Raw genomic sequence first — 25605 nt, 5'->3', positions numbered from 1 at the left:
CCATGGCTCCCATCTTAGATATCAACAATCTGTACAAGAATTACGGCGCGACCGAGATTCTGAAGGACATCAACATCTCGATCGAACCGGGCGATTTCCTGGTGCTGGTCGGCCCCTCGGGCTGCGGTAAGTCCACCTTGCTCAACTGCATCGCGGGGCTTGAGGAAATCACCGGCGGGACGCTGTCCATCGGCGGCAACGACATGACCCATGTCAGCCCCAAGGACCGCGACATCGCGATGGTGTTCCAGTCTTATGCTCTGTACCCGACCATGACCGTGGCCAAGAACATCACCTTTGGCATGAAGGTGCGCGGGGTGGATCAGGCGACACAGGATGCCAAGCTGAAAGAGGTCGCCTCGCTGCTGCAGATCGAACCTCTGCTGAACCGCCGCCCCAGCCAATTGTCGGGCGGTCAGCGTCAACGTGTGGCGATGGGCAGGGCGCTGGTGCGCGATCCCAAGCTGTTCCTGTTCGATGAGCCGCTTTCGAACCTCGACGCCAAGCTGCGGGTTGAGATGCGCACCGAGATCAAAAAGCTGCACCAGACGCTGGATGCCTCGATCGTCTATGTGACCCATGACCAGATCGAAGCGATGACCTTGGCCACCAAGATCGTGGTTCTCAAGGGCGGTGTGGTGCAGCAGATCGGCACCCCGGCCGAGATCTACAACAACCCGGCTAACCTGTTTGTGGCCGATTTCATGGGCTCGCCCGCGATGAACCTGATCCCGGCGCAAGCGACCAGGAACGGCTCTGGGACCCAGATCGCCATCGCGCGCGATAAAGGCGAAACGCTGGTGTTGAACGATGCACGCGATCTGTCGCTGCCGCAGGATGTCATTCTGGGCCTGCGTCCCGAAGATATTGCCGAGGCCGGGTTCCGCGCTGGCGACGGTGTGCAGGAAGCGGCATGCATGGTCGACATGGTCGAGCCTGCCGGCGCAGACACCTATGTGGTCTCGGAACTGGGCGGCAAACAGGTCACCGCGCGCTTGCATGCGGAAACCAGCGCGCAGGCAGGCAAGATGCTCAACCTTGCTTTCGACATGAGCAAAGTGTCGTACTTTGCAAAGGAAACAGGTGAACGCCTGAACTAAACGCAAAAGCGCCGCGCGAAGCCAATCGCGCGGCGCTTTTTCATATGAATCAGATCAGCTGACCTTGTTCTGGTTCATGTCCTTGATCAGGCGGTTCAGATCACCGCCACGGGCGTCCAACATCGCTCCGACTTCGGTCCGTTCGGTCAGCAGCATGTTCACCCCTTCGATAAACATGTTGAAGAACTTGTCGCGGCCCGACTTGTCCGACACCAGGAATGTGACCTCAAACGGGGACGAGCCCTGCAGCTTGACCGAGGTGCGCACCTCGTATCCTGCCTTGATCTTGCGGGCGTTGCGGACGGTAACCTGTCCACCGATGAATTCACGGAAGCGGCGGCCATATTTGTTCGAGATATAACCCTGAAATGCCCGGGTGAATTGCTTTAGCTGTGACGGGCTGGCCGAACGGGCATCCGCCCCCAGCACATAACGTGCCATGATCGGCACATCGGCATATTGGACAAAAATCTTCTCGAAATCGCGGATCATCGCTTTTTCGGATTTGCCCGATGCGATCACACGGTTGATGTCATCCACGACGCTGACAACCAGAGCCTTGGCGCTGGCTTCGGTCTGGGCAAAGGCGGAAAGGGGAAGGGCAGTCAGCGCCAGACCGGTCAGGCCGGTGGCCATAAAACTGCGACGGTTCATAAGGTTACTCGGCATAGGGGTCCTCATAGGGGTCCTCGTATGGGTCTAGGTAGGGGTCCCTGACAGGGTCGGTCCCCGTGTCTGCATATGGGTCGTCATATAAACCCAGATAGGCTTCTTCATCGTCTCTCGCCAGTTCAAAGCGGCGATTTTGTATGTAAATGGTGCGCGCTTGGGCGTAACTGTCGGCACTTTCATAAAGGATCGAGTCAACGGTGTCCGAGAACCGCCCGCGGTCTCCCATGCGGCGGACGACTTCGGCATAGACGCCGATATTGTCGACCGGGCGGACCGGCGTAAAGTTGATCGGGTTCGAGAACAGGTTGACCACAACCCCAATCGCATCGCGCTGAGTTGAGGGACCGTAAAAGGGCAGCTCGACATAAGCGCCTTCGCCGACGCCCCAGACATGCAGGGTTTCACCGAAATCCGTGTCGACAGGCGGCAGGTCCAGTTCGTCTGCGGGGGCCGATAGCCCCAAGCCGCCAACGGTCGAATTGATTACGAACCGCAACAACGCATTGCCCGATTGCTTGATATTGCCCTGCAGCAGATAATCCAGCGCCTGGCCGGGCATCGTCAGGTTTTCAGCAAAGTTGTTAAAGCTGGTTACCATCGGATCAGGCACGATCTTTACGTACCCTTTCGAGGCCGGGCGGAACAGAAAGCGGTCGACGCCCAGATTGAACTTGTGAACACCGCGGTTGTTCCGTTCGTAGGGGTCAAAGACCTGACTCTGCGGTGCGCCTTCGGGTGGGCGCGTGGCGCAGGCGCTCAGAACCGTCATCAGGGACAGGGCGACCAGGGGAATAAGGCTGATTCTGCTCAACACGGGTTCTGCTACTCCAAACCATTTAGGCCATTTAAACCCAAACACTTAATCAATACTGCCTGTCGCCGCTGCACGCAGCGCAATTCAATGTCACATAGTTGTTTCACAGCCATAAGGAAACAAATAGCGTTTAACCCGCCCGATGGTCGAAGGTAAAGTGACACAAGTTCAACAGTTCGGAATAAGAAAAGTTACGCCCACAAGCGGCGCGAGCCGCCTGTCCGTTTTGTCACTTTTCCATTGCCGACTTCCCGGTTAGCTTCGCCCCGACTCGAATTTGGGAGGAAACCTCATGAGCATCGCCGCGAAACTGGAAAGCCTGGGCGTCACGCTGCCGGATGCACCTGCACCGGCCGCAAACTATGTGCCGTTCGTGCGTGTGGGAAACATCGTGTACGTCTCGGGCCAGATCTCGAAAGCGGATGAGCTGATCACCGGCAAGCTGGGCGACGACATGGATGTCGACGCAGGTGCCGCCGCAGCCAAGGTCTGTGCGATCAACCTGTTGGCGCAGGTCAAAGCCGCCTGTGGTGGTGACATCGAAAAGCTGGTGCGCGTTGTCAAACTGACCGGTTTTGTGAACTCGACCGCCGATTTCACCAACCAGCCACAAGTGATCAACGGGGCCTCGGATTTCCTGGTCGAAGCGCTGGGCGATGCGGGTCGCCATTCGCGTTCGGCGGTGAGCGCTGCTGCGCTGCCACTGGGCGTAGCGGTTGAAATCGAAGGCATCTTCGAAGTTCAATGACCCCAAAACTGCCCGAAGCCTTCCTGACTGTGCCTGTGGCGCATCGTGCGCTGCATGACAAACAGGACAACCGCCCGGAAAACAGCCGGGCGGCCATACGTGCCGCTGTTCAGGCAGGCTACGCGATCGAGATTGATTTGCAGCTGACCGCCGACAATCGGGCGATGGTGTTTCATGACTATGACATGGCCCGCCTGACGGGGCAGTCTGGTCCAATCCAGCAGATCACTGCGGATCAGGCCTCGGGCACCAAGTTGCTGCACGCAGACGACGGCATCCCGACCTTTGACGAGGTGCTGGAGATTGTATCCGGCAAGGTGCCTCTGCTGATCGAGTTCAAGGATCAGGACGGGGCCATGGGCGCCTCGGTTGGCGCATTGGAGCGCGACGCGGTGCGGGCGTTGCAAGGTTATGACGGGCCGGTGGCGTTGATGTCGTTCAACCCCAACTCGGTCGCTGAACTGGCGCGGTTGGCCCCGCATCTGCCGCGTGGCATCGTGACGGGGTCGTACCAGCCCAAGGAAGAACTGTTGCCGCACGCCGTCTGTGACCACCTGCGCGGGATTCCCGATTTCGACCGGGTTGGTGCCAGTTTCATCAGCCATGAAGTGGCCGATCTGGACCGTCCTCGCGTGGCCGAGCTGAAGGCGCGCGGTGTACCGATCCTGTGCTGGACGGTGCGATCGCCTGAACAAGAGGCAAAGGCCCGCGAAGTTGCCGACAATGTGACCTTCGAAGGGTATCTGGCCGCACATCCGGGTTGAACCCGGCCCACGTCGTCACAGATAAAGACCAGACGCGGAGGGCACATGGATCAGGCACAGATTGAGGTTCAGGTACTGGGCTCGCTGTCTCAGATATCTGCGGCAGAGTGGGACAGTTGCGCCTGTCCAGAGGCCGCTGATGGTGGCCGCCCGCTTGATCCATTTACCACCCATCGGTTTCTGATCGCGCTGGAACACAGTGGCTCGGTAGGACGTGGAACCGGGTGGCAGCCGCAATACCTGACGGCCTATCTTGACGGAATGCTTATCGCCGCAGCGCCGATGTACGCCAAGTCTCATAGCCAGGGTGAGTACATCTTTGATCACAATTGGGCGCATGCCTATGAGAATGCGGGTGGGCGCTATTATCCCAAACTGCAGATTGCTGTGCCTTTCACGCCTGCGACGGGCAGGCGTTTTTTGGTGCGCCCGGGATACGAGGCGATAGGGATGTCGGCACTGGTGCAAGGCGCGGTGCAACTGGCGGCGGACAATCAGGTCTCATCCATTCACGCGACCTTCTGCACCGAGGACGAAGCGCTGGCAGGTGAGCAGATGGGCCTGATGACGCGCCACTCGCAGCAGTTTCACTGGCTGAACGATGACTACGCTGGCTTTGACGGGTTTCTTGCGGCGCTGTCTTCTCGTAAGCGCAAGAATATCCGCAAAGAGCGCGCGCAGGCCTGCGGCTTTGGCGGCGAGATCCGGACATTGACCGGCGATGATCTGCGCCCGGAACACTGGGATGCTTTCTGGCAATTCTATCAGGAAACCGGGTCGCGCAAGTGGGGCATGCCCTATTTGACCCGCCAGTTCTTTGATATTGCACATGAAACCATGGCGGATGACATGGCGTTGGTTTTGGCGGAACGGGACGGGCGCCCGATTGCCGGGGCGCTGAACTTTATTGGTCGCGAGACGCTTTTTGGGCGCTATTGGGGCTGCACCGAGCATCACGCCTGTCTGCATTTCGAACTGTGCTATTATAGGGCAATAGACTTTGCCATTGCCGAGGGTCTGGCGCGGGTCGAAGCCGGAGCGCAGGGCGAACACAAGCTGGCGCGCGGTTATCTGCCCACGCGCACGCACAGTCTGCATTGGGTCAACGATCCGGGCTTTGCTGATGCGATCAGAAAATATCTGGACGCCGAGGCCCGCGCAGTGGGAGAAGAGATCGAGATTCTGACGGATTATGGCCCGTTCAGAAAGTCGAACCCGGAGGAACAGCAATGACGGAATTATTGTCGACCGAGACACGCGGCCCTCTTCTGGACCCGCTGTTCGAAAACGGCTGGACCATGGTCAAGGACCGGGACGCGATCACTAAAACCTTTATATTCGAGGACTTTGTCCACGCTTTCGGCTGGATGACCCAAGTGGCAATTTTTGCCGAGAAATGGAACCACCACCCCGAATGGTCGAACGTCTACCGCACGGTCGAAGTAGTTCTTTCCACCCATGACGTGGGCGGTTTGTCTTCATTGGACGCGAAACTGGCCCGCAAGATGGACAGCCTCGTTTAGCGGTCTCCTCTTGAACCCATTCCGCCTGCCAGGGAAGCAACTTCGCCCAGACGCCGGAACTCGGCCGGTGTGACGGTGCCGTCGCTGACGTTTATGTTGCCCGGAATGCCGGTTGTGCGGTTCCCGACCGAGCGCACGCTGCGGGCGGTCGGGTTGATGTCCAGGCAGCGGGTATCGTAGCAGGTCAGACCCGATGTATTGATCTGAATTCGCGTCTGACCGTCCGGTCCGGTGACTACAGGAGATTGCGGCGCGTCGCAGGCGGCAAGGACTCCCAGAATGCCAATGGTAATCCACTTATTCATTCAATGCTCCTATCGATCCGCCCGGCGGTGCGATCAATCCAAAAGACCGTTCCCGTCCTGATCAGCGGCTGAAAAATCATCATTCATTTGCGCGTCATACTCTGCGCGAGAGATAACGCTGTCGTTGTTTCGGTCAACGTTCTGAAATTGCTTTATGTCCAAAAACGGCTTGGCTTCTGCCATGCCTAGGGTGCCGTTCTTGTCTTCGTCCATGGCCTGAAAGGCATAGTCCGAAAAGGCGTTGAATTCATCCTTGGACAGAAAGCCGTCATTGTTAGCGTCTATCGCGTTGAGTTCCCGTTCATGCAATTCCGCCACGGATTCTGCCAATACAGCGCTGGCCAGCAATACGAATGCGGCCGTCAAAATTCCTGATTTCATGGTCGCTCTCCTTCAGCACGCGTAACGCTGGCCTGCGGCACCGCCCGCCACGGCCCCGCCAGCGGTCAGGATGTCCCGGCCGGACCCACCACCGAATTGGTTGCCGATCACGCCGCCGATCAACGCTCCGCCCAACGTGCCGCTGAGGCAGGCAATCTCGTGCTGTCGTGCAGCCTGTTGCTGAGGTGTCGGGGCCGGGCCGCAGGCCGCAATTGCGCCAGAAGTGCCCAAAAGGATGGAGATGACTTTGAGTTTCATCAAAAAACTCCCTGATTGAATGGGGGAAGTATCGACCCATCAGAGAGTTGCATCAAGTGAAATAGGGTTAACGTGGCCCCGGCGTACCGGGGCCCGGTCAGATCAGATGCTTTCCAGCAGACCTTCGCCCGCAGAAATTTCGCAGGCACCTGGGTTTTCTTCCAGGTTCAGCGCTACGACCTTGCCGTCCTCAACCAACATCGCATAGCGCTTGGACCGCGCGATCAGCCCGACAGGGGGGGCGTCAAAGTCCATACCGATGGCTTTGGTGAACTCGGATGCGGCGTCGGCCAGCATGGTCAGGCCAGCCTCTTTCGCGCCGGTGGCTTCGCCCCATGCGCCCATCACAAAGGGGTCGTTGACCGAAACGCAGATGATCTCATCGACGCCCTTGGCTGTGAACTGGTCCTTGGTGCGCATAAAGCTGGGCACATGCGCGGAATGGCAAGTGGGCGTGAACGCGCCGGGTACGGCGAAGATCACGACCTTGCGGCCTTTGGTCTTGTCTGAAATCCGAACCTCTTCGGGTCCTTCTGCCCCCATTTGGGTCAACGTTGCGTCGGGAAGCATATCACCGGTTGAAATCATCTTGATCCTCCTGTCGATTGGATTTGCAGAGTCGGCCTCAGCCGCAATATAGGTGAGCCGAAAAATGAAACCATGGGAAATTCACAGGGCGGGACGAAGATGAGCCATATTGTTGTGATCGGAGCTGGGCAAGCGGGATCATCCCTTGTTGCGCGACTGCGTAAAGACGGGTTCGAAGGCGACATCACGCTGATTGGGGCCGAGTCTCATTTGCCCTATCAGCGCCCACCGCTGTCTAAGGCTTACCTGCTGGGCGAGATGGAGCTTGAACGCCTGTTCCTGCGCCCTGAAAGCTTTTACGCCGAGAACAACATCACCCTGCGTCTGGGACAGCGCGTAACTGCGATCGACCCCAAGGCCAAGACTGTGACCGTGGGCGATGAGGTGGTTTCTTATGATGAGCTGGCTCTGACCACCGGGTCCGATCCACGGTACCTGCCTGCGGCGATTGGTGGTGACCTCGAAGGTGTCCATGTCGTGCGCGACCTGACCCATATCGACGAGATGGAGCCCCGCGTGAAAGACGGCGCCCGCGCTCTGATCGTGGGTGGCGGCTATATCGGGCTTGAGGCTGCGGCGGTCTGCGCCAAGCGCGGTGTAAAAGTGACCCTCGTCGAGATGGCTGACCGCATCCTGCAGCGTGTCGCCGCGCCCGAGACCAGCGACTACTTCCGTGCTTTGCACACCGAATACGGTGCCGATATTCGCGAAGGGGTCGGCCTGGATCGTCTGGTCGGTGAGAACGGCAAGGTCACCGGTGCGGTTCTGACAGATGGAACGGAGCTTGAGGTCGATTTTGTCGTCGTTGGCGTGGGCATTGCCCCCTCGACCCAACTGGCGGAAATGGCCGGGCTTGAGTTGGAGAATGGTATCAAAACCGACGCCCATGGTCGCACGTCTGACCCTTCGATCTGGGCGGCGGGCGATTGCGCCTCTTTTCCGCATAATGGCGGCCGTATCCGGCTGGAGAGTGTTCCGAACGCCATCGATCAGGCCGAGATCGTGGCACAGAACATGCTGGGTGCTGCCAAAGACTATGTGGCAACGCCGTGGTTCTGGTCGGACCAGTATGACGTCAAACTGCAGATTGCGGGTCTGAACACCGGTTATGACCGCGTGGTAACCCGCAAGGGTGAAGGCCAGACGGTGTCCTTTTGGTACTACAAAGGGGATCAATTGATCGCCGTCGACGCGATGAACGATCCGCGCGCTTACATGGTCGGCAAGCGCTTGATCGACGCGGGTAAAACTGCTGATCCGGCGGTTGTGGCGAACCCTGATGCGGATCTTAAACCGCTGCTCAAAGCGTGAGGATCATCGCCGGTGAGTTCCGGGGCCGGGCTTTGGCCTCGGTCGGCAAAGGCGATGCCGGGGCGCATTTGCGCCCCACCACGGACCGGGTGCGCGAAAGCCTGTTCAACGTCCTGAACCATCAGATCGACTTTGAAGGTCTACGTGTCTTGGATTTGTTTGCCGGCACTGGTGCTTTGGGGCTCGAAGCGCTGTCACGCGGCGCGGAGCAGGTCACTTTTGTCGATGACGGGCGCGTGGCGCAGGGCTTGATCCGCAAAAACATCGACCTGACCCGCAGCGCCGACCGCACAAACCTGATCCGCCGTGATGCCATGCGGCTGGGCGAGAATGGCGGCGATCCTTTTGAGCTAGTTTTCCTCGATCCACCATATGGAAAATCCATGGGTCAAAAGGCCCTGACCAAAGCAGTCGAAGGCGGCTGGATCGCGGATGATGCGCTCATCGTGTGGGAAGAAAATACCCCGATGGCAGCGCCGGACGGTTTCACATTGGAAGACAGCCGGAAGTATGGCGACACGCATATCTCGTTGATGCGAAAGATCGTCGTTTAAGCTGACGCAGGCGCCTGAACCACTTCGACCACCCGCAAATATTAGGCGGAGGCGTTGGCTGTTGTTATGGCCCAGCAGGGGCACGAGGGCAAAACTTATGAACTGGGTGGGGAGGCGTTCACCCTGTCGGAAATGGCTGCTGAAGTATCCACACAAATCGGCAGGGACATCCCCTATACTTCAGTGCCTAAAGCGACCTGTTCCGAAATTCTCACCTCGGTCGATCTTCCGGAATTCGTAGCCGCCTTTATCGCTGATGCTGAAGCGGGCGCAGCCCAAGGTTGGTTGCAGGATGAAAGCAACGCCTTGGAGACCCTGATCGGTCGAGCGCCCACCTCAATGAAAGACGCCGTCGCTGCGGCGTTGGCGTAACGGGGTCGCCGTGGCCGCTGATCAGGCGGTTACGGCCTCTCCGTGCACGGCTCACTATGCCTGATTGCAGTCATCACCCGCGTCGGTTACGCCCGGTCGAAAGCATATCCGAGAGGTTCCTATGCACGATCTGGTGATTTTCGATTGCGATGGCGTTCTGGTCGACAGCGAGCCGCTGTCTAATCAGGTGCTGGTCGACAACCTGGGCCGCTACGGATTGGACCTGACGCTTGAAGACAGCGTCGGGTTCTTTCTTGGGGGCACCATGGTTGGGGTGCGCGACAAGGCGCGCGCGCTGGGGGCAAATCTGCCGGATGACTGGGTGGATGAGGTCTATGCCGAAACCTACGAGCGTCTGCGGGGCGGTGTTGACCTGATGCCGGGCGTCGCGGATCTGCTGAGCACGCTGGATGAAAAGGGCATAGCCTATTGCGTCGCATCCAACGGCAGTCCGGACAAGATGCAGATCACGCTGGGACAGAACGGATTGTGGGACCGCCTGAGTAAGGTGGCGTTTTCTGCCCATGTGCTGGGCACCGCAAAACCGGACCCGACCATGTTTCTGACCGCGGCCAAACGGTTCAATGCCAATGCACCCGTGGTGATCGAAGACAGTCAGAACGGTGTGACGGCGGCGATACGCGCAGACATGCGTTGTCTGGCCTACGCGCCGCAGGGAAATGCCGAGACGCTGGTCGACCTGGGGGCAGAGGTATTCACTGATATGGCCGATGTCCCATCACTTTTGGGAATCTGACGCGACCGTGTTACGCTCGGGTCATGGATCGCGCTGTGACCCCGCCTCTCTGGGCTGTTTCCAAGGATACCGACTCTGCCACTGGGCCAGAGCCCAAACCGATGCGCGCACCCGTTTTCATCCACGACGCGGTTACGCCGTGGGGGTCAGAGACACTGCTGCTGAAACTGCTACGGGATCAGGCCGAAGGTCAAGACGAATAGGTCGGGTGGAACTTGTCGCCCGGTGACAGGGTGAAGATCTCGACCCCATCTGCCGTCACACCCACCGAGTGTTCGAACTGTGCCGACAGCGACTTGTCGCGCGTTACTGCGGTCCAGTCATCAGCCAGCGTTTTGGTTTCGGGGCGGCCCAGATTCACCATCGGCTCAATGGTGAAGAACATGCCCTCTTCCAGCACAGCACCCGTGCCCGGACGGCCATAGTGCAGGACGTTTGGGGGCGCGTGGAACACCCGACCCAGACCGTGGCCGCAGAAATCGCGCACAACGCTCATCCGGTGCGCTTCGACATAGGCCTGAATCGCGTGGCCAATATCGCCGAAGGTGTTGCCCGGCTTTACCGCTTCGATACCCTTGAACAGCGCGTCATGTGTGACCTGAATCAGACGCTCGGCCTTGCGGGGCAGTTTGCCTGCCACATACATGCGCGAAGTATCGCCGAACCAGCCGTCGACGATCACGGTGACGTCGATGTTCAGGATGTCGCCATCCTTCAACCGCTTGTCGCCGGGAATGCCGTGGCAAACCACGTGATTCACGCTGATACAGCTTGCGTGCTGGTACCCTTTGTAACCAATCGTCGCCGATGTTGCGCCCGCGTCCTCAACCATTTGTGTGATCAGCCCGTCGATCGCGCCAGTGGTCTGGCCCGGAAAGACATGTTCAGCAATGTCGTCGAGTATCCGCGCGGCCAAGGCCCCTGCCGCATGCATGTCGGCAAAGTCACCCTGTTCGTAAATGCGGATGCCATCCTTGGTCAGGCGGCCACGATGTTCTTTCATCGACGCTAAGCTCCAAATATTGCGCGCAGCGCTCCTTTTACGCTGCTTGTGCAGAAAGTTCCAGAGGGCGCGCATTTGAGGCTGTCAGATGGCGCGTAAATCTGAAAATTCAAGTAGCAACGGACGCGAGTTTGACCGCTTGTGATAGCCCCAGTGCGCCCTCGAGCGGATACAAGAAGCGCCGGTGCTGCGGCCGCAGAAACCTAAAAATGGCCACTTATGGCCGCGCCCAGCTGCTGTTTGACCGAATCCACGTCCCCAAGCACCCAGAGCTCGGACAGCTTTCCTTCCGCGACCGTAAAAAACGCAGCACCGGCCCATTCGATATCTCTGCCGGTCGGGGCAACGCCAAAAAACTCTGCCCTGTGCTTGCCGCGGAATGTCATGCGCGCGGCGACCCGGTTCTTTGTCTGAACCATGTCTTCAATGGTGCACGTGTAGTTTCCCAATGCGGCATGTACCGCGTCGACATATTCCAGAAATCCCTTAATGCCGCGTTTTTCCGGCCCCAGAGAGCCTCGGAATCTAAAATCAGCATCAATGATCTCATGCGCCACGCGATAATCGCGCTTGTTCCAGACATCGGCATAAAAGCTTTGGACAAGGTCTGTTGGAGTTTTCGTCACGTTCAGCTCTTTCGCGTTACCTGCAGCCAAATGGTGGTCTGTCGACATCCAGTGTAATCCCATCCGGTGAGATCTGGGTGGCGTAAATTAACCGTTCGACACCCTTTTCCTGCGCAACCTCGAATGCGGCGGCGTAGTTTGGGTCGATATCGGCAGCCAAGGCAAAGCGGTCGCAGTCGGTGCGTTGTACCAAATACAACATGATTGCTCGATGGCCATGTTCCGCCATGGCGGCCAACTCACCCAGATGTTTGGTGCCGCGTGCGGTGACGCTGTCGGGGAATTCGGCCAGACCGGGTTCGCGAGAGAGAGTAACGCTTTTGACCTCGACATAAGCATCGGGCAGGCCGGGTTGGGTCAGCAAAAAGTCGATACGGCTGTTTTCACCGTATTTCACCTCGGGGCGGACGGTTTGATAGGCGGCCAGTTCGGGGATTTCGCCCGCCTCAAGCGCCGCGCGCAATGCTTTGTTCGGGACTGAGGTGTCGACGCCGGTGAAATGCCCGTTTTCATGATCGACCAGTCGCCACCCGTATTTGAGTTTTTTCTTGGGGTCGTCATTCGGCTCCAACCAGATCCTTTCCCCCGGTTCGGCCAGTCCCATCATTGATCCCGGATTGGCGCAGTGGGCGGTAACCTCACGGCCATCTTCCAACTGGCAATCGGCGAGAAAGCGTTTGTAACGGCGGATCAGGCGGGCGGGGATCAACGGGGTGGCAAATTTCATGCCATCCGGCTTAGCGTGCCCCCGCCCGCAAGGGAAGTGTCAGACGAGACCTGCCATAACACCGCCGTCGACATCCCAAATGGCGCCGGTTACCCACGCGGTGTCATCGGACAGAAGATGCGTGACCGTGCTTGCCACATCCTCGGGCCGCCCGACGCGGCCGATCGGGTGAAACGCGTCGAAAGCGTCGGTCAGGGTCGACTCGATCTGGTCCGGCGCGATGAAGGCACCGTAGATGGGGGTTACGACGACGGCGGGCGAGACGGCATTCACACGGATGCCATGCTCCGCCAGTTCCATCGCAAGGTGTTGTGTCAGCGAATGAAGCGCGGCTTTGGCCATCGAGTAGGCCGAAGATGGGGTGGCCCGGACGGCTTGTTTTGCCCACATAGAGCCTATGTTCACGATGCTACCACCCCCGTGCATCTTCATGTTTTCAGCGACAGCCTGCGTAATGAAGAAGGTGGCGCGGTTCAGGTCCATGTAGCTGTCGAAGTCCTCGCCAGAGTGTTCCAAAAACGGTTTTGGCGCGAACGTTCCGGCTGCGTTCACAAGACCCTGGATGCTGCGTGTCTCGGCTTTGATCCGTGCGACTAGCACGTCGACCTCTGTCGAGTTTCGCAGGTTTACCTGGTGTGTCTCTGCGGCGTCACCGAATTCTGCCTTCACGGCGTCCAGCTTGCTGGCGGACGATCCGACCAGTGTAACGTGGCCCCCCTGAGCTACAATTTTCCGTGCGGTGGCCAAGCCCATTCCGCTGGTTCCGCCGATGATAAGAGTTGTTGATTGTGTCATGATCAGATTCCCTATCTATTGATAGGTAGATATATTGGACTGGCAAAACCAAATACAAGCCCTATCTATTGATAGGTAAAAAACTAGGTTCGACTGCAGATGCCCAAGACCGAAAAAACCCTGTCCGATACAGCCAACCGCATTCTGGACGTGGCCGAGAAAATGGCGCGGCAAGGCGGGTATTATGCCTTTAGTTTCCGCGATATCGCGGCGGAAATCGGGATCAAATCGGCCAGTATCCACTATCATTTTCCGACCAAAGAGGACTTGGGCGAGGCGCTGGTCGGTCGCTACACTGATCAATTTCTGGGTGCGTTGGGCCGCTTGGACGAGTCCACGCCGTCCGAGCTGTTGGTGCAGTATGTGGCCGCCTATCGGCAAGCGTTGATCGAACAGGACCTTATGTGCTTGTGCGGAATGTTCGGTGCCGAAATCGCCAGACTGCCAGATCCGGTCGCCAATCGCACGCGCGAGTTCTTTGAGCGCAATCTCGTGTGGCTTGAAACGGTGTTTCGCGCAGCGGGAACGCCGAATCCGGAGACTCGTGCCGCAGATATGATTGCCCGGATGGAAGGTGCAATGATCCTTGCGCGGTCAATGCACGATATGGATCTGTTCGAGCGCATTACAGCGGATTTGCCGGCCGAAGTGCTGCGGGATTGACACACGGCCCTTGCTCGACCCGGTAGGAACGATATCTTGCGCCCAAAGTGTCAGTAGGAAAGGACAGGACATGGCGAACCCAACCGCAGCAATGCTTGTGATCGGGGATGAAATCCTGTCGGGGCGCACACGGGATGCAAACATGCATTACCTTGCGCAGGAACTGACGAAACAGGGCATCGACCTCAAAGAAGTCCGTATGGTCAGTGATGAAGCGGCGGCCATTGAAGAAGCCGTGCGCACCCTGTCCGAAGGTTTCGATCACGTGTTTACAAGTGGCGGTATTGGCCCGACGCATGATGATATCACCGCCGACTGCATTGCGCGGGCCTTTGGTGCCTTGATCGACGTGCGGGACGATGCGCGGGCGCTGTTGGAACGGCACTATGAGAATTCGGGGCTGGAACTGAACGAAGCGCGTCTGCGCATGGCACGTATCCCCGATGGAGCAACGTTGATCGACAATCCGGTATCGACGGCGCCGGGGTTCACGTTGGGCAATGTGCATGTGATGGCGGGGATTCCGACGATCTTTCAGGCTATGGTTGCCAGTGTTCTGCCCAAACTGACGGGCGGTGACCCACTGTTGTCGCAAACGCTGCGCGTCAATCGGGGCGAGGGGGATATCGCGTCGATCTTGTCCACCTTGGCAGACGATTTCCCCGACCTTGCCATCGGCAGCTATCCGTTCCAGGTGAACGGCGTATTCGGCTCTAACGTGGTGGTTCGCGGCACAGATGGGTCAAAAGTTGACGCGGCCACCACAAGGTTGGCGAAAGAGCTGGAGCTTTGAGCCCGAACTGGGCGACCGTCGTCGACGGCACATGGCCCGCAGCCCGATACGAGACACTTGGGCCGTTCCAACTGCGGCAGGGACTGGGTGGCGGCTCGCGCGTGTCAGCCGCCAGCGCGATGGGGCCCGCGTCAGAGGACGAGATCACAGCCGCTGAAGAGGCAATGCGTGCGATGGGACAACGGCCAATTTTCTGCCTGCGCCCGGATGATGAAGTGTTGGACCAACAGCTTGCGGACCGCAGCTATGACATTCTTGACCCGGTCAATATTTACGAATGTCCCGTCGATCAGTTGACAGATCAACCGATCCCGAAAGTCACAGCCTTCACCATTTGGAGCCCTTTGGCGATCATGGTTGAAATTTGGGCGCAAGCAGGGATCGGGCCCGAACGGCTGGCCGTCATGGACCGCGCTAAGGGGCCAAAAACCGGTCTGTTGCTGCGCCACTCTGACAAACCTGCTGGAACGGGGTTTGTCGCCATCCATGACGGTATCGCCATGGTGCATGCGCTGGAAATCCTACCAGAGCATCGACGCCAAGGCCTGGGTCAATGGGCCATGCGAAAGGCGGCGTTTTGGGCCAAAGAAAAAGGCGCACATACGCTGAGTGTGATCTGCACCAAGGCCAATGACGGGGCAAACGGGCTGTACCGTGCACTTGGGATGGAGATCAGCGGAGAATACCATTACCGTCACCTTGCCCAAGGAGAGTGACCGAAGTGACCGACCAAGCAATGCCTACCGCGCTGGATCTGCCAATGGTGGACCCGCTGCCGCCAGAAACGCAGAAGTATTTCGATATTTGTGTAGAAAAACTGGGGTTTGTGCCCAATGTCCTCAGGGCCTATGCCTTCGACATCGACAAGCTGAACGCGTTTACGGCCATGTATAACGACTTGATGCTAGGCGACAGCGCGTTGTCGAAACTGGAACGCGAGATGATTGCGGTGGTCGTATCTGCGATCAACAAGTGCTTTTACTGTTTGGTGGCTCACGGTGCGGCCGTCCGGCAATTGTCCGGTGACCCGCAATTGGGCGAGATGCTGGTGATGAACTACCGCGTGGCCCCACTGGACGAACGCCAACGCGCCATGCTGGATTTTGCCTCCAAGATGACCACTGCCAGCACCGAGATCGAAGAACCTGACCGCCAGCGACTGCGGGATGCAGGCTTCAGCGACCGGGACATCTGGGACATCGCCAATGTGACCGGCTTTTTCAATATGTCGAACCGGGTCGCCAGTGCGACGGCTATGGCCCCGAACGACGAATATCACGCGCAGGCCCGATGATCCGAGCGGCCGCAATCTGTCTTTTGTTGATGGCTGGTCAGGTGGCGGCCCAAAACCTGACCCTGCCAGCCGGCGCGCGGCTTGTGAGTGATCGCACCAGCGAGCTGGACAGCTATGAGTTGCCCATCGGTCCCTTCGCCGACGGTGCGGTTCCTGTGCGTGAAGTCGAAGGTAAGGTTGAAAGGCTGACATGGCGACTGCAGTCAGGCTCCAGCACGACGCTTCAGTTGCTGGCACCGCTGCGCGACCAGATCGAAGCGCAAGGGTACGAGATCCTGCTGGATTGCGAGGCGCGCGTTTGCGGCGGGTTCGATTTTCGCTTTGGTACCGAGGTCGTGCCGACGCCGGACATGTATGTGGCCATTCAGGATTATCGCTTTCTGTCCGCTCTTCGTGGGGGCGATGTGGTCAGTCTGCTGGTCAGCCGCAATCCACCGGATGGCTATGTGCAGTTGATCCGGGTCACGCCCGTTGGGGCCGAGGCCCCGCCGCCCTTGGTAATCGAAGACACGGTGACGCCACCCGCAGATCTGCTTGCGGGGCTTGAACAGAATGGTCACGTAATTTTGGACGATCTGCATTTCCGTACCGGAGAGATGACGCTGGGCGAAGGGCCATTTTCCTCGCTGGAATTGATCGCTGAGTTTTTGGCGAAAAACCCGGAAACCCGTCTGGCGCTTGTGGGGCATACCGATGACACCGGGGCACTGGACGCCAATATCTCGGTCAGCACGGGTCGGGCACAAGCTGTGCGCGCCCGTCTGATCGAAGCGCATGGGGTAGCCGCCGACCGGCTTGAGGCGCGCGGTATCGGCTATCTGGCCCCGCTTACATCGAACGCCACGCCCGAAGGCCGTGAGCTGAATCGCCGGGTCGAGGCCGTGTTGTTGGTCAACTAGGCGTCATCGCTTCAGGCCTGTTCGGCTCAATAAAAAAGACCCGCGCACAAGACGCGGGCCATTCAGTTTCACCGAGGTTAATTCACCAGTCCATCGGGCCTTTCTCGTGAAAAGCATCGACAAGAAAATCTATGAAAGCCCGCACTTTGGGCTGCGTAAAGCGGCCGGGCGGGTAAACGGCATACACGCCCTGAACCTCATCCGGCAGCGACGGCATGGCGTCCAGAACTGCACCAGACTTAAGCGCGTCTGCGTAAAGATAGCTGGGCAGATATGCGATCCCCAGTCCGGAAATGGCCGCGTTCAGCAGTGACTGGCCGTCATTGACGCTTAGCCATCCGGCGGTGCGCACTTGCCGCTTTTCACCCGAAGGCGCCGTCAGTTTCCAGACATTGCCGGAAGACTGGCTGGAATAGTGCAGCAGCTTGTGTTCGTTCAGATCGTCAATCTTCTGCGGTCGGCCGAATTTCTCGATATAGCTTGGGGCCGCAACCATCCGCTTGACCGTTTCGGTCAGCTTGCGGGCGCGCAGGGTGCTGTCTTCCAACTCGCCAATGCGCACGGCCACGTCAAACCCTTCCGAGATCAGTTCGACATAGCGATTGTTGAGAACCATGTTCACAGTGATGTCGGGGTAGGCAGCTAGAAAATCCGACAGGACCGGAGACAGGTGATTCACGCCGAAATCCGTCGCCACACTGATCCGAAGCAGACCCGAGGGGGCGGACTGCATCGAGGTCACCAGAGCGTCGGCTTCACCGGCATCATTCAACACGCGCCGCGCGCGGTCATAGTAGGCAAGGCCAATTTCAGTGGGCGATACGCGCCGTGTCGTGCGGTTCAGCAGCCGCGCACCCAATCGGGCCTCGAGGCTTGATACATGCTTTGACACGGCCGATTTGGAGATGCCCATTTTCTTTGCCGCGTCGGTAAAGCCACCCTGGTCTACCACATTGGCAAAGGCTTCCATTTCGGTCAGTCTGTCCATTCTCGTTCCCCAGGTCTTAGTCCTTTTTTCCAAAACTGACGCCCAATCTGGGCGGAAACAGGGCAGACATTGGATAATATCAGGGATTCAAATCGGATCGTTTGCATATGGGAAACGCGGAAACGGTGGTTTCCCAGATGGGCACAAAGCCAGTAAGCCAAGGTTTTTAGGCGTCTGAGGGCGATTGTGTTAACATGACAATGGCAAATTTGTGTCGACGGAGGAGATCATGAAAGCCATTTTTATCACCGCAGCCCTGTGTCTATCCGCAACCCTTGCCTGGGCCGGCGGCGAGACGCCCTCGAACCCGGATGCACGGGTTTATTTTGTGAACCTCGCGGATGGTGACACGGTCTCGTCCCCGGTCACCGTGGTCTTTGGACTGAGCGGCATGGGCGTGGCACCCGCCGGCACTGAGGCAGAGAATACCGGGCACCACCATCTTCTGATCGACCGCCCCCCGATTGGCGAAGGCGAAGATGGCTTGGATGAATTGGCCTATGGTCTTCCGGCAGATGATAACCATGTGCACTTTGGTGGGGGGCAAACTGAAACGACGCTTGAATTGCCTGCGGGCCAACACACGCTGCAACTGGTGCTGGGTGACGCTGGCCACGTGCCGCATTCGCCCCCAATCGTGTCCGAGGTGATCACGATCAACGTGGAATAGTATGCGCGGCGATGCCGTCGTGTTCTCTATGCGGCGGCAGGCAACAAGAAAACACCACGCGCCAGCGCCGAATTCAGTCGATCCTTTGAATACCATTGATCAAGTACGGTCTTAGTCATCAGATCGGGGTTTTCCTGTGTGAAATCGTCGAAATTCTTAGCTTGAGTCATGGCAAGACGCTCGGCGATTAGGCTCATGAACGCATAGGTGATTGTCAGGTTGAACTTGTCTGGAGCACCCGCCTTGGCCGCGAGAGCACGAATGCCTTTGGCGTAGATCGCGGCCGCGTCGATGAAATCATATTTGCGCAGCAAATCGTAGGCGACCCGCACGTGTTCGGCATGCCCGAAGGTCGTATTGCCGATGGCATGTGCCTCAAACGCGCTGGTGATATCGGCGCTCATTCTCCGTCCTCCTTGAAGCGGTGACTGTCCTCGGCTGTCCAGTCGAAGTCGTAGACACTTTTGAGCTGCTTGATCTTCTCCAGCGTTTCCTCGGAAAACGCCGGTTTGTTTTCAAAACTGTGCAGGGCGATGCCTTCGATCAGATCGCCAAGTGTCATGTCCAGCGACTCTGCCAGTCCTTTGAGGACTTTCAGCAGGCGCTTTTCGATTCGAATTCCCGTTTGCGTGCGTTCTATTTTCCGAGTCATGATGTACATATGTATATTGATACCTGCTAAGTCAAGTGATACAAAAAAGCCGCCTCTTTCGAGACGGCTTTCTTCGGCGCAAATGTGATGTGTTTTAGAACGTAGCGGCCAGACGTGTGCCCTGATTGATCGCGCGCTTGGCGTCCAGTTCGGCGGCCACATCCGCGCCGCCGATCACATGCGGAGTAATGCCCCGTTCGATCAGCGCATCGGCCAGGCTGCGCTCGGACACCTGACCGGAACACAAAACGATTGAATCTGCTGCGATCAGCGTTGGGTCGGCGCGATCCTCGCCAAAGCTGACATGCAGGCCATCTTCGTCGATGTGCTCGTAGTTCACGCCACCAACAAAGTTGACATCCTTCATTTTCAGCGTGGCGCGGTGAATCCAACCAGTGGTCTTGCCCAGACCTTTGCCATGCGCCTGTTTCTTGCGTTGTAGCAGGGTCACGTCACGCGCCGGTGCCGCGGGTTGCGGACCTTCTGGGGCCAGACCCGAGCGGTGTTCAGCCGGATCGGTCACGCCCCATTCCATCATCCACGCGGGCAGGTCGGTGGTGACGCTGTGGCCGTCTTCCAGCAAGAACTCCGACACGTCGAACCCGATGCCCCCCGCGCCGATTACAGCGACGGATTTGCCAACCTCGGCCTTGTCACGCAGGACGTCGATATAGTTCAGAACGTTGTCGCGGTCCTGACCCGGAATCTGAGGGTCGCGGGGTGTGACACCGGTGGCGATGACCACCTCATCAAAGCCGGTCAGGTCGTCGGCGTTGACTTCTCGGTTCAGCTCTACCTTCACACCCAGATCGTCCATCATGGTACGGTACCAATCGACCAGGCCCCAGAACTCTTCTTTGCCCGGAACTTGTTTGGCCATATTCAGCTGGCCTCCAATCTCTGCGGCGCGGTCGAACAGGGTAACGTCATGCCCACGCTGAGCGGCGGTCATAGCGGTCGACAGACCAGCCGGGCCAGCGCCGACGATCGCAACCGTCTTTGGCGATTCAGCGGTGCCAATTTCCAATTCGGTCTCATGGCAGGCGCGCGGGTTCACCAGGCACGAGGTCAGCTTGCCGCTGAAAGTGTGGTCCAGACAGGCCTGGTTACATGCGATGCACGGCGCGATCTTGGCGGCCTCACCCGCAATGGCCTTGTTGACGAAATCCGCATCGGCCAGCATCGGACGGGCCAGGGACACCATGTCGGCGCAGCCGGTCGACAGGACCTCTTCTGCGACTTCGGGCGTGTTGATCCGGTTCGAGGTGATAACCGGAATTGACACCTTGCCCATCAGCTTTTTTGTCACCCAGGCAAAGGCCGCGCGGGGAACGCTGGTGGCAATGGTCGGGATACGCGCTTCATGCCAGCCGATGCCGGTGTTGATGATCGTGGCACCGGCTTCCTCGATGCGCCGGGCCAGTTCAACGACCTCTTCATGAGTTGAGCCATTGGGGATCAGGTCGATCATCGACAGGCGGTAGATGATGATGAAATCGGTGCCCACGGCCTCGCGCGTGCGGCGCACGACCTCAATCGGCAGGCGCATACGGTTCTCATATGACCCGCCCCAGCGATCCTCACGCTTGTTGGTGTGGGTTACCAGGAACTGGTTCAGGAAATACCCCTCGGAGCCCATGATCTCGACACCATCATAGCCCGCCTTCTGCGCCAGAACTGCGGCGTTCACGATGTCGGCGATTTGCTTTTCGATACCCTCCTCGTCCAGCTCGTTCGGCGGGAAGGGCGAGATCGGGGATTTCACCGGGCTAGGGGCCACGCATTTCGGACCATAAGCGTAACGCCCTGCATGCAGGATCTGCATCGCGATCTTGCCGCCGGCCTCATGCACGCGCTGGGTTACGATGGAATGGTTCGCCACCTCTTTGTCGTTTGTCATCATCGACGCACCCGGCAGCACTGAGCCTTCAAGGTTCGGACCAATCCCGCCTGTCACCATCAGGGCGACGCCACCACGGGCGCGATCAGCGTAGAACTCGGCCACGCGGTTCCAGTCGCCGGTTTCCTCAAGGCCCGTATGCATCGATCCCATCAGGACGCGGTTCTTCAAAGTGGTAAAGCCCAGGTCCAGCGGGGCCAGCATGTTTGGGTACGCAGTCATGGCGAACTCTCCCTCCCGATTTCTCGACGTTAGATTGACGTTCGCGTCAACGTTGTCACGCGAAACCTAACGTCAAACCCTTTGCTGTTTCTGAAACGCTTGTTACAGAGTTTCCAACAAAATTCATGAGGCCGCGCATGACCCCCGAAGAAATCGCCAAACTGCCGTATCGCCCCTGCGTGGGACTTATGCTGATGAATGATGAGGGCAAGATTTTTGTCGGCCAGCGCAATGACCGCCACAAAGAGGCATGGCAGATGCCGCAAGGTGGAGTGGACAAGGGCGAAGACCCCCGCGATGCTGCCTTGCGGGAGCTGTGGGAGGAAACCGGGGTAACAGCTGATCTGGTCGAGGTTGTGGCCGAAACAGACGGCTGGCTTCCCTATGATCTGCCGCATGACATCGTGCCCAAGATCTGGAAAGGTCGCTATCGCGGGCAGGAACAGAAATGGTATCTGCTGCGGTTCACAGGTCGTGACGATCAGATCGACATTCAAACCGATCACCCGGAGTTCACCCAATGGAAATGGCAGGACCCCGGAAATCTGATCGACGAGATCGTACCGTTTAAACGTGAGGTTTATGAACAGGTGGTTGCCGCCTTTGCCGATCACCTGTCATAAGACGGCATGCAGATCGAGGACATCTGGCCCAAGTACCGCGCACGCTTGAAGGCTTTTCTGCATTCGCGTGTGTCAAATGCTGCGGATGTGGACGATCTGCTGCAAGAGATCTCGGTCAAAGTGTTCACCGGTCTGCCGAACTTGAAAGATCCTGCAAAACTGCAGTCATGGTTGTTTCAGACAGCCGACCGCACGATCATTGATTACTACCGTAAATCGGGCCGGGCCGAGGCGCACCCGGATGACCTTTGGTATCATCGCGACGATCCGGAAACGCGCCAGGACCTTGAGGGGTGCGTCGAACCCTTCATTCGCGGTTTGCCGCAGGAAACTGCGGATATGCTGATGGCGATCGACATCAATGGCGTGTCCCAGCAGGAGTATGCACAGGCGAAGGGGCTGGCCTATTCAACGCTCAAGTCCCGCGTTCAGAAGGGCCGGGCGGAACTGCGAAAAGCGTTCGAGGAGTGCTGCAACATCTCGATGGATGTGCGGGGCAATATCTCGGAGGTTCAGGAAAACCCGCAATCCTGCAAAAAATGTTGATCTCATCGTCGTCTTTTTGCCGCGGGCTTCGTCTGACAGATGAAACCAGCAAAAGGAAAGACACATGATCCGTATCATCAGTTTCAAAATCTGCCCCTTCGTTCAGCGCGTCACAGCGCTGCTTGAAGCGAAGCAGGTGCATTATCAGATCGACTACATCAGCCTCAGCGACAAGCCGGATTGGTTTTTGGAGCTGTCGCCGACAGGCCAGGTGCCGGTTCTAGTGACCGAAGGAGGTACCGCGCTTTTCGAATCTGACGCGATTGCCGAATACCTGGACGAGGTGACAGCACCGCTGCAGCCCGACCTGACGCCTGAACGGCGCGCCCTTAACCGCGCGTGGAGCTATCAGGCTAGCAAACATTACCTGGTCCAGTGCAGCGCGATGCAGAGCGCGGATCAGGTGATCTTCGCTGAGCGCACGAACAAGCTGAATGCCGCTTTCGCAAAGGCGGAAAAGCAGCTTGGTGATGGGCAGTTCTTTGCGGGTGAGGCGCTGGGCAATGTCGATATGGCCTGGCTGCCGTTGCTCCATCGCGCTGCTATCGTGTCCGATCACAGCGGGCACGACATGCTCGCGGACTACCCCAAGGTGAAGGCTTGGCAACAGGCCTTGCTGGCGACCGGCATCCCGCAGAAAACTGTGTCCGAGGACTTTGTTACCCGGTTCACCGATTTCTATCTGGCCGAACGGACATGGCTGGGGCGGGGTGCGAACCTGAACGAAGCGCCAACAACCGCTCCGTTGAAACAATCCGGCGGATGCTGCGGGTGATTCACTCACCTAGCCGCACGTTGGCGTGAGGGGGCGTGGCCGCATCTGATCGACCTGTCTAGCTTGACGGGTATGAAGGACACGGCCCCATCTCTCACTTCCGTAAAACCCGCCGGACGCAAGTTCAAGGGTACTGACCGTCGCGCTCCATTGCGCGGCGGTTTGCAAGGATGCGGCGAATATGGTGCCGGTCAGACTGCGGGCCGGTTCTATCCCATCGCTTGCGTCGCGCTGGAAGTCACCCAGCGCTGCAATCTGGATTGCACGCTCTGTTATCTCTCGGACCGGGCCGAGATGACCTATGATCCGCCGCTTTCGGTTTTGTTCGCGCGCCTTGCTACGATCCACAGCCATTACGGCCCCGGTGTCTCGGTCCAGCTTACCGGCGGCGATCCAACTTTGCGCAAGGTCGAGGACCTTGAGGCCCTGTGCCGCGAGATCAAACGTCTGGGCATGCGGTCCTGCCTGATGACCAACGGTATCCGCGCCAGCCGTGCCTTTCTGATCCGATTGGCGGCGGCGGGTTTGGATGATGTGGCCTTTCACGTCGACATGACTCAAGAACGCAAAGGCTTTGCCAGCGAGGCCGAGCTGAACACCGTGCGCCGCGCCTATATCCGCCGCACGCGCGGTCTGGGTCTGCGGGTTTTGTTCAACACGACTGTGTTCGGCGACAATTTCGACGAGCTGCCATCGTTGGCGCGGTTCCTGCGGGATCGACCAGAGGTCGCCTTTGTCTCGTTCCAGATGCAGGCCGATACCGGCCGAGGGTTGCTGCGCGAACGACCCGATGCGATGACCCAGGACAGTGTGATACGCGCGATTGAGGCCGGGTACGAAACGCCACTGCATTTTGACACGGCTTCCGTGGGCCATTCCAAGTGCAACCGTTATGCAAGCGTCGTCACGGCCGGTGGGCGTGCGGTGTCGGTTCTGTCCGCAAAGCAACTGACACATAAAGTAATGGCCGCGCTTGAGCAGGCCGATGAGTCGGCAGACGGTCATATCGACATCCGCGACAGCGCCCGGCGTCTGGTGCGGCGCAATCCACTGCTTGCCCTTCGGGCTGGGGTGCATCTTCTGGGCCGTGTATTGCGTCTGCGCAGTGGCCTTTTGCGTGGACCGGTCCGAAGGCAATCCGTGTTCATCCATAACTTTATGGCTGCGGATGCGCTGGAAGAGGATCGCTGCGCTTCTTGCGTTTTCATGGTCGCCACAGCCAACGGTCCGTTGTCCATGTGCGTTCACAACGCGCAACGCGACCAGCATTTGGCCACACCCGAGCGTATCGACGGTCCAACCGGCCCAAGCTGGTGGAACGCGGCGGTTCCGCGCCTGTCCGGTGGTCCCGACCTGCCGGATCTGAACGACCCTGCGCTGGCCCCTCTCAAACGGCTCAAAGGGCAGATGCGAGCCCTGCGGCGAACCCAAAAGGATGCGTCATGAGAAATCTTCTGATCCTGCTATTGCTGCCGGTGCTGGCTGCCTGTGCAAGCGTCGAACGTCTGGCTCTGCCTGCGCCCGAGGCCCTGCCGGGGCAGACCCTTACCCGGTTTGCCCAGCCGCCCGGTGAAGCGGTCGATCATCGTATCTGGGATAGGTTTCTGGGCCGCTATGTTGCCACGGACGCGCTAGGGGTGAACCGGGTGGCCTATGGGCAAGTGTCGCCGCAGGACTTGGCGCAAGTGCAGAGCTACCTTACCGCGTTGCAGGCCATCGATCCGGCGCAGCTGACCCGTGATCAGCAACTGGCCTATTGGATCAACCTCTACAACGCGCTGACCGTCGAGGTTGTTCTTGAGAATTATCCCGTCGCGTCGATCCGTGACATCAAGGACGGTCCGCTCTCGATCGGGCCGTGGAACCGTCCAATTGCGCGGGTGGGTGGGCAAACCCTGACCCTGAACGATATTGAGCATCGCATCATCCGCCCGACTTTCAACGAGCCCCGGATTCACTATGCGCTGAACTGCGCTGCTGTGGGGTGCCCCAACCTGATGGACCGCGCATGGCGCGCTGAAACGCTGGAACGCGACTTCGCCGCTGCCGAGCGCGCCTATGTCAACGACCCGCGCGGAGTTCGGTTTGACGACCGTGGCGGTCTTATCCTGTCGAAAATTTATATTTGGTTCCGCGAGGATTTTGGGCCGAATGAAAAGGCCGTTCTGACCTATCTCGAAACGGTGGCGGAACCCGAGCTACGCGCCCGTATGCAACAAACGCCGCGTGTCAGAGCTTATCAGTACGACTGGGCGCTGAACGACGCGACGGCTGGAACTTAG

General features: G+C 58.5%; 35 protein-coding genes. 21 read left to right on the top strand and 14 right to left on the bottom strand.

Going from position 1 to position 25605, the window contains the following annotated elements; all coding sequences use genetic code 11:
- Window positions 1–2: 2 nt before the first annotated feature.
- A complete protein-coding gene (locus ACR0MV_RS13965) occupies window positions 3–1100 on the top strand; it encodes an ABC transporter ATP-binding protein (RefSeq protein WP_170425847.1) in 1098 nt (365 codons plus the stop codon).
- 54 nt (window positions 1101–1154) lie between these two features.
- On the opposite strand, the gene ACR0MV_RS13960 is transcribed toward ACR0MV_RS13965, so the two are convergent.
- Together ACR0MV_RS13960 and ACR0MV_RS13955 are read right to left on the bottom strand one after the other, a co-directional pair.
- The gene (locus ACR0MV_RS13960; RefSeq protein WP_170425845.1) at window positions 1155–1769 is read right to left on the bottom strand and encodes an MlaC/ttg2D family ABC transporter substrate-binding protein; all 615 of its coding nucleotides are present in this window, start codon (window positions 1767–1769) and stop codon (window positions 1155–1157) included.
- Window positions 1759–2541 (bottom strand): MlaA family lipoprotein, encoded by a 783-nt coding sequence (locus tag ACR0MV_RS13955; protein ID WP_170426447.1) that lies wholly within the window; start codon window positions 2539–2541, stop codon window positions 1759–1761. The genes ACR0MV_RS13960 and ACR0MV_RS13955 overlap by 11 nt, the downstream gene beginning before the upstream one ends.
- A 337-nt stretch (window positions 2542–2878) precedes the next feature.
- Here ACR0MV_RS13955 and ACR0MV_RS13950 point away from each other — a divergent pair, with 337 nt between their 5' ends.
- The 4 genes from ACR0MV_RS13950 to ACR0MV_RS13935 are packed head-to-tail and all read left to right on the top strand — an operon-like array spanning window position 2879 to window position 5621.
- Window positions 2879–3334, top strand: coding sequence for a RidA family protein (locus ACR0MV_RS13950; RefSeq protein ID WP_170425843.1), 456 nt, complete (start codon window positions 2879–2881; stop codon window positions 3332–3334).
- Complete coding sequence (locus ACR0MV_RS13945; protein ID WP_170425841.1) at window positions 3331–4098, top strand: glycerophosphodiester phosphodiesterase family protein; 768 nt, start codon at window positions 3331–3333, stop codon at window positions 4096–4098. The genes ACR0MV_RS13950 and ACR0MV_RS13945 overlap by 4 nt, the downstream gene beginning before the upstream one ends.
- Window positions 4099–4143: 45 nt before the next feature.
- Window positions 4144–5331, top strand: a complete 1188-nt coding sequence (locus tag ACR0MV_RS13940; protein ID WP_480702489.1) for a GNAT family N-acetyltransferase — start codon at window positions 4144–4146, stop codon at window positions 5329–5331.
- Window positions 5328–5621, top strand: coding sequence for a 4a-hydroxytetrahydrobiopterin dehydratase (locus ACR0MV_RS13935; RefSeq protein ID WP_170425837.1), 294 nt, complete (start codon window positions 5328–5330; stop codon window positions 5619–5621). The genes ACR0MV_RS13940 and ACR0MV_RS13935 overlap by 4 nt, the downstream gene beginning before the upstream one ends.
- On the opposite strand, the gene ACR0MV_RS13930 is transcribed toward ACR0MV_RS13935, so the two are convergent.
- The 4 genes from ACR0MV_RS13930 to ACR0MV_RS13915 all read right to left on the bottom strand — a co-directional run bounded on the left by ACR0MV_RS13930 (window position 5618) and on the right by ACR0MV_RS13915 (window position 7153).
- A complete protein-coding gene (locus ACR0MV_RS13930) occupies window positions 5618–5926 on the bottom strand; it encodes a hypothetical protein (protein ID WP_480702488.1) in 309 nt (102 codons plus the stop codon). The two genes, ACR0MV_RS13935 and ACR0MV_RS13930, sit on opposite strands and share 4 nt — an antisense overlap.
- Window positions 5927–5959: 33 nt before the next feature.
- Window positions 5960–6307 (bottom strand): EF-hand domain-containing protein, encoded by a 348-nt coding sequence (locus ACR0MV_RS13925; protein ID WP_170467301.1) that lies wholly within the window; start codon window positions 6305–6307, stop codon window positions 5960–5962.
- A 12-nt stretch (window positions 6308–6319) separates the two neighbouring features.
- Window positions 6320–6565: a glycine zipper 2TM domain-containing protein gene (locus tag ACR0MV_RS13920; RefSeq protein WP_480702487.1), complete on the bottom strand. Its 246-nt coding sequence runs from the start codon at window positions 6563–6565 to the stop codon at window positions 6320–6322.
- Between the two features lie 102 nt (window positions 6566–6667).
- The gene (locus ACR0MV_RS13915; protein WP_480702486.1) at window positions 6668–7153 is read right to left on the bottom strand and encodes a redoxin family protein; all 486 of its coding nucleotides are present in this window, start codon (window positions 7151–7153) and stop codon (window positions 6668–6670) included.
- A 99-nt stretch (window positions 7154–7252) separates the two neighbouring features.
- Between ACR0MV_RS13915 and ACR0MV_RS13910 the strand changes: the two genes are divergently transcribed.
- From ACR0MV_RS13910 to ACR0MV_RS13890, 5 genes are all read left to right on the top strand, one after another.
- Window positions 7253–8464: an NAD(P)/FAD-dependent oxidoreductase gene (locus tag ACR0MV_RS13910; protein ID WP_480702485.1), complete on the top strand. Its 1212-nt coding sequence runs from the start codon at window positions 7253–7255 to the stop codon at window positions 8462–8464.
- A complete protein-coding gene (rsmD, locus tag ACR0MV_RS13905) occupies window positions 8461–9018 on the top strand; it encodes a 16S rRNA (guanine(966)-N(2))-methyltransferase RsmD (RefSeq protein ID WP_480702484.1) in 558 nt (185 codons plus the stop codon). The genes ACR0MV_RS13910 and rsmD overlap by 4 nt, the downstream gene beginning before the upstream one ends.
- Window positions 9019–9072: 54 nt before the next feature.
- A complete protein-coding gene (locus tag ACR0MV_RS13900) occupies window positions 9073–9390 on the top strand; it encodes a hypothetical protein (RefSeq protein ID WP_480702483.1) in 318 nt (105 codons plus the stop codon).
- 121 nt (window positions 9391–9511) lie between these two features.
- On the top strand, window positions 9512–10147 hold the full coding sequence (locus ACR0MV_RS13895; RefSeq protein WP_480702482.1) for an HAD family hydrolase: 636 nt from the start codon (window positions 9512–9514) through the stop codon (window positions 10145–10147).
- A 35-nt stretch (window positions 10148–10182) separates the two neighbouring features.
- Window positions 10183–10350, top strand: coding sequence for a hypothetical protein (locus tag ACR0MV_RS13890; protein ID WP_480702481.1), 168 nt, complete (start codon window positions 10183–10185; stop codon window positions 10348–10350).
- Here the strand turns inward: ACR0MV_RS13890 and map are convergent.
- The 4 genes from map to ACR0MV_RS13870 form a co-directional block, all read right to left on the bottom strand.
- Complete coding sequence (map, locus tag ACR0MV_RS13885) at window positions 10338–11150, bottom strand: type I methionyl aminopeptidase (protein WP_480702480.1); 813 nt, start codon at window positions 11148–11150, stop codon at window positions 10338–10340. The two genes, ACR0MV_RS13890 and map, sit on opposite strands and share 13 nt — an antisense overlap.
- 203 nt (window positions 11151–11353) lie before the next feature.
- The gene (locus tag ACR0MV_RS13880) at window positions 11354–11824 is read right to left on the bottom strand and encodes an ester cyclase (protein ID WP_480702479.1); all 471 of its coding nucleotides are present in this window, start codon (window positions 11822–11824) and stop codon (window positions 11354–11356) included.
- Complete coding sequence (gene sfsA, locus ACR0MV_RS13875) at window positions 11793–12503, bottom strand: DNA/RNA nuclease SfsA (RefSeq protein ID WP_480702478.1); 711 nt, start codon at window positions 12501–12503, stop codon at window positions 11793–11795. Before sfsA ends, ACR0MV_RS13880 begins: the two co-directional genes overlap by 32 nt.
- A 39-nt stretch (window positions 12504–12542) precedes the next feature.
- Window positions 12543–13298, bottom strand: a complete 756-nt coding sequence (locus tag ACR0MV_RS13870) for an SDR family NAD(P)-dependent oxidoreductase (RefSeq protein ID WP_480702477.1) — start codon at window positions 13296–13298, stop codon at window positions 12543–12545.
- A 99-nt stretch (window positions 13299–13397) separates the two neighbouring features.
- Here ACR0MV_RS13870 and ACR0MV_RS13865 point away from each other — a divergent pair, with 99 nt between their 5' ends.
- The 5 genes from ACR0MV_RS13865 (at window position 13398) to ACR0MV_RS13845 (ending at window position 16947) form a co-directional block, all read left to right on the top strand.
- Complete coding sequence (locus ACR0MV_RS13865) at window positions 13398–13961, top strand: TetR/AcrR family transcriptional regulator (RefSeq protein ID WP_170467282.1); 564 nt, start codon at window positions 13398–13400, stop codon at window positions 13959–13961.
- 70 nt (window positions 13962–14031) lie between these two features.
- Window positions 14032–14754, top strand: a complete 723-nt coding sequence (locus tag ACR0MV_RS13860; protein ID WP_480702476.1) for a competence/damage-inducible protein A — start codon at window positions 14032–14034, stop codon at window positions 14752–14754.
- Window positions 14751–15470 (top strand): GNAT family N-acetyltransferase, encoded by a 720-nt coding sequence (locus ACR0MV_RS13855; protein WP_480702475.1) that lies wholly within the window; start codon window positions 14751–14753, stop codon window positions 15468–15470. Before ACR0MV_RS13860 ends, ACR0MV_RS13855 begins: the two co-directional genes overlap by 4 nt.
- Before the next feature lie 5 nt (window positions 15471–15475).
- Window positions 15476–16048: a peroxidase-related enzyme gene (locus tag ACR0MV_RS13850; protein WP_480702474.1), complete on the top strand. Its 573-nt coding sequence runs from the start codon at window positions 15476–15478 to the stop codon at window positions 16046–16048.
- Entirely contained in the window at window positions 16045–16947 is a 903-nt protein-coding gene (locus tag ACR0MV_RS13845; protein ID WP_480702473.1) for an OmpA family protein, read from the top strand. The genes ACR0MV_RS13850 and ACR0MV_RS13845 overlap by 4 nt, the downstream gene beginning before the upstream one ends.
- A gap of 82 nt (window positions 16948–17029) precedes the next feature.
- Here ACR0MV_RS13845 and ACR0MV_RS13840 read toward each other — a convergent pair whose 3' ends face one another.
- The gene (locus ACR0MV_RS13840) at window positions 17030–17935 is read right to left on the bottom strand and encodes a LysR family transcriptional regulator (protein WP_170425800.1); all 906 of its coding nucleotides are present in this window, start codon (window positions 17933–17935) and stop codon (window positions 17030–17032) included.
- Window positions 17936–18164: 229 nt separating this feature from the next.
- Between ACR0MV_RS13840 and ACR0MV_RS13835 the strand changes: the two genes are divergently transcribed.
- On the top strand, window positions 18165–18605 hold the full coding sequence (locus ACR0MV_RS13835) for a DUF4399 domain-containing protein (RefSeq protein ID WP_170425798.1): 441 nt from the start codon (window positions 18165–18167) through the stop codon (window positions 18603–18605).
- A gap of 26 nt (window positions 18606–18631) precedes the next feature.
- Here ACR0MV_RS13835 and ACR0MV_RS13830 read toward each other — a convergent pair whose 3' ends face one another.
- The 3 genes from ACR0MV_RS13830 to ACR0MV_RS13820 form a co-directional block, all read right to left on the bottom strand.
- Window positions 18632–19009 (bottom strand): hypothetical protein, encoded by a 378-nt coding sequence (locus ACR0MV_RS13830; RefSeq protein WP_480702472.1) that lies wholly within the window; start codon window positions 19007–19009, stop codon window positions 18632–18634.
- Window positions 19006–19257 carry a hypothetical protein gene (locus tag ACR0MV_RS13825; protein ID WP_480702471.1) on the bottom strand — a complete coding sequence of 84 codons (252 nt, stop codon included), beginning with the start codon at window positions 19255–19257 and terminating at the stop codon, window positions 19006–19008. Before ACR0MV_RS13825 ends, ACR0MV_RS13830 begins: the two co-directional genes overlap by 4 nt.
- A gap of 94 nt (window positions 19258–19351) precedes the next feature.
- A complete protein-coding gene (locus ACR0MV_RS13820) occupies window positions 19352–21379 on the bottom strand; it encodes an FAD-dependent oxidoreductase (protein ID WP_480702470.1) in 2028 nt (675 codons plus the stop codon).
- A 137-nt stretch (window positions 21380–21516) separates the two neighbouring features.
- Here ACR0MV_RS13820 and ACR0MV_RS13815 point away from each other — a divergent pair, with 137 nt between their 5' ends.
- The 5 genes from ACR0MV_RS13815 to ACR0MV_RS13795 all read left to right on the top strand — a co-directional run bounded on the left by ACR0MV_RS13815 (window position 21517) and on the right by ACR0MV_RS13795 (window position 25605).
- Window positions 21517–22002: an RNA pyrophosphohydrolase gene (locus tag ACR0MV_RS13815; RefSeq protein WP_480702469.1), complete on the top strand. Its 486-nt coding sequence runs from the start codon at window positions 21517–21519 to the stop codon at window positions 22000–22002.
- A gap of 6 nt (window positions 22003–22008) precedes the next feature.
- Complete coding sequence (sigZ, locus tag ACR0MV_RS13810) at window positions 22009–22548, top strand: RNA polymerase sigma factor SigZ (protein ID WP_480702468.1); 540 nt, start codon at window positions 22009–22011, stop codon at window positions 22546–22548.
- 64 nt (window positions 22549–22612) lie between these two features.
- Complete coding sequence (locus ACR0MV_RS13805) at window positions 22613–23323, top strand: glutathione S-transferase family protein (RefSeq protein ID WP_480702467.1); 711 nt, start codon at window positions 22613–22615, stop codon at window positions 23321–23323.
- 72 nt (window positions 23324–23395) lie between these two features.
- Complete coding sequence (locus ACR0MV_RS13800) at window positions 23396–24769, top strand: radical SAM protein (RefSeq protein WP_480702466.1); 1374 nt, start codon at window positions 23396–23398, stop codon at window positions 24767–24769.
- Window positions 24766–25605: a DUF547 domain-containing protein gene (locus ACR0MV_RS13795; RefSeq protein ID WP_480702465.1), complete on the top strand. Its 840-nt coding sequence runs from the start codon at window positions 24766–24768 to the stop codon at window positions 25603–25605. Before ACR0MV_RS13800 ends, ACR0MV_RS13795 begins: the two co-directional genes overlap by 4 nt.

Source organism: Ruegeria sp. BC3 (genome assembly GCF_056539265.1).
Note: the sequence above shows the minus strand (reverse complement) of the source record. Positions and strands in the feature narration are given on the sequence as shown.

What these genes read in the sequence shown, in the direction of transcription:
- ACR0MV_RS13965 (WP_170425847.1), top strand. Translation starts at nt 3, where the DNA reads ATGGCTCCCATCTTAGATATCAACAATCTGTACAAGAATTACGGCGCG.
- ACR0MV_RS13960 (WP_170425845.1), bottom strand. Translation starts at nt 1,769, where the DNA reads ATGCCGAGTAACCTTATGAACCGTCGCAGTTTTATGGCCACCGGCCTG.
- ACR0MV_RS13955 (WP_170426447.1), bottom strand. Translation starts at nt 2,541, where the DNA reads ATGACGGTTCTGAGCGCCTGCGCCACGCGCCCACCCGAAGGCGCACCG.
- ACR0MV_RS13950 (WP_170425843.1), top strand. Translation starts at nt 2,879, where the DNA reads ATGAGCATCGCCGCGAAACTGGAAAGCCTGGGCGTCACGCTGCCGGAT.
- ACR0MV_RS13945 (WP_170425841.1), top strand. Translation starts at nt 3,331, where the DNA reads ATGACCCCAAAACTGCCCGAAGCCTTCCTGACTGTGCCTGTGGCGCAT.
- ACR0MV_RS13940 (WP_480702489.1), top strand. Translation starts at nt 4,144, where the DNA reads ATGGATCAGGCACAGATTGAGGTTCAGGTACTGGGCTCGCTGTCTCAG.
- ACR0MV_RS13935 (WP_170425837.1), top strand. Translation starts at nt 5,328, where the DNA reads ATGACGGAATTATTGTCGACCGAGACACGCGGCCCTCTTCTGGACCCG.
- ACR0MV_RS13930 (WP_480702488.1), bottom strand. Translation starts at nt 5,926, where the DNA reads ATGAATAAGTGGATTACCATTGGCATTCTGGGAGTCCTTGCCGCCTGC.
- ACR0MV_RS13925 (WP_170467301.1), bottom strand. Translation starts at nt 6,307, where the DNA reads ATGAAATCAGGAATTTTGACGGCCGCATTCGTATTGCTGGCCAGCGCT.
- ACR0MV_RS13920 (WP_480702487.1), bottom strand. Translation starts at nt 6,565, where the DNA reads ATGAAACTCAAAGTCATCTCCATCCTTTTGGGCACTTCTGGCGCAATT.
- ACR0MV_RS13915 (WP_480702486.1), bottom strand. Translation starts at nt 7,153, where the DNA reads ATGATTTCAACCGGTGATATGCTTCCCGACGCAACGTTGACCCAAATG.
- ACR0MV_RS13910 (WP_480702485.1), top strand. Translation starts at nt 7,253, where the DNA reads ATGAGCCATATTGTTGTGATCGGAGCTGGGCAAGCGGGATCATCCCTT.
- ACR0MV_RS13895 (WP_480702482.1), top strand. Translation starts at nt 9,512, where the DNA reads ATGCACGATCTGGTGATTTTCGATTGCGATGGCGTTCTGGTCGACAGC.
- map (WP_480702480.1), bottom strand. Translation starts at nt 11,150, where the DNA reads ATGAAAGAACATCGTGGCCGCCTGACCAAGGATGGCATCCGCATTTAC.
- ACR0MV_RS13880 (WP_480702479.1), bottom strand. Translation starts at nt 11,824, where the DNA reads ATGTCGACAGACCACCATTTGGCTGCAGGTAACGCGAAAGAGCTGAAC.
- sfsA (WP_480702478.1), bottom strand. Translation starts at nt 12,503, where the DNA reads ATGAAATTTGCCACCCCGTTGATCCCCGCCCGCCTGATCCGCCGTTAC.
- ACR0MV_RS13870 (WP_480702477.1), bottom strand. Translation starts at nt 13,298, where the DNA reads ATGACACAATCAACAACTCTTATCATCGGCGGAACCAGCGGAATGGGC.
- ACR0MV_RS13865 (WP_170467282.1), top strand. Translation starts at nt 13,398, where the DNA reads ATGCCCAAGACCGAAAAAACCCTGTCCGATACAGCCAACCGCATTCTG.
- ACR0MV_RS13860 (WP_480702476.1), top strand. Translation starts at nt 14,032, where the DNA reads ATGGCGAACCCAACCGCAGCAATGCTTGTGATCGGGGATGAAATCCTG.
- ACR0MV_RS13845 (WP_480702473.1), top strand. Translation starts at nt 16,045, where the DNA reads ATGATCCGAGCGGCCGCAATCTGTCTTTTGTTGATGGCTGGTCAGGTG.
- ACR0MV_RS13840 (WP_170425800.1), bottom strand. Translation starts at nt 17,935, where the DNA reads ATGGACAGACTGACCGAAATGGAAGCCTTTGCCAATGTGGTAGACCAG.
- ACR0MV_RS13835 (WP_170425798.1), top strand. Translation starts at nt 18,165, where the DNA reads ATGAAAGCCATTTTTATCACCGCAGCCCTGTGTCTATCCGCAACCCTT.
- ACR0MV_RS13830 (WP_480702472.1), bottom strand. Translation starts at nt 19,009, where the DNA reads ATGAGCGCCGATATCACCAGCGCGTTTGAGGCACATGCCATCGGCAAT.
- ACR0MV_RS13825 (WP_480702471.1), bottom strand. Translation starts at nt 19,257, where the DNA reads ATGACTCGGAAAATAGAACGCACGCAAACGGGAATTCGAATCGAAAAG.
- ACR0MV_RS13820 (WP_480702470.1), bottom strand. Translation starts at nt 21,379, where the DNA reads ATGACTGCGTACCCAAACATGCTGGCCCCGCTGGACCTGGGCTTTACC.
- ACR0MV_RS13815 (WP_480702469.1), top strand. Translation starts at nt 21,517, where the DNA reads ATGACCCCCGAAGAAATCGCCAAACTGCCGTATCGCCCCTGCGTGGGA.
- sigZ (WP_480702468.1), top strand. Translation starts at nt 22,009, where the DNA reads ATGCAGATCGAGGACATCTGGCCCAAGTACCGCGCACGCTTGAAGGCT.
- ACR0MV_RS13805 (WP_480702467.1), top strand. Translation starts at nt 22,613, where the DNA reads ATGATCCGTATCATCAGTTTCAAAATCTGCCCCTTCGTTCAGCGCGTC.
- ACR0MV_RS13800 (WP_480702466.1), top strand. Translation starts at nt 23,396, where the DNA reads ATGAAGGACACGGCCCCATCTCTCACTTCCGTAAAACCCGCCGGACGC.
- ACR0MV_RS13795 (WP_480702465.1), top strand. Translation starts at nt 24,766, where the DNA reads ATGAGAAATCTTCTGATCCTGCTATTGCTGCCGGTGCTGGCTGCCTGT.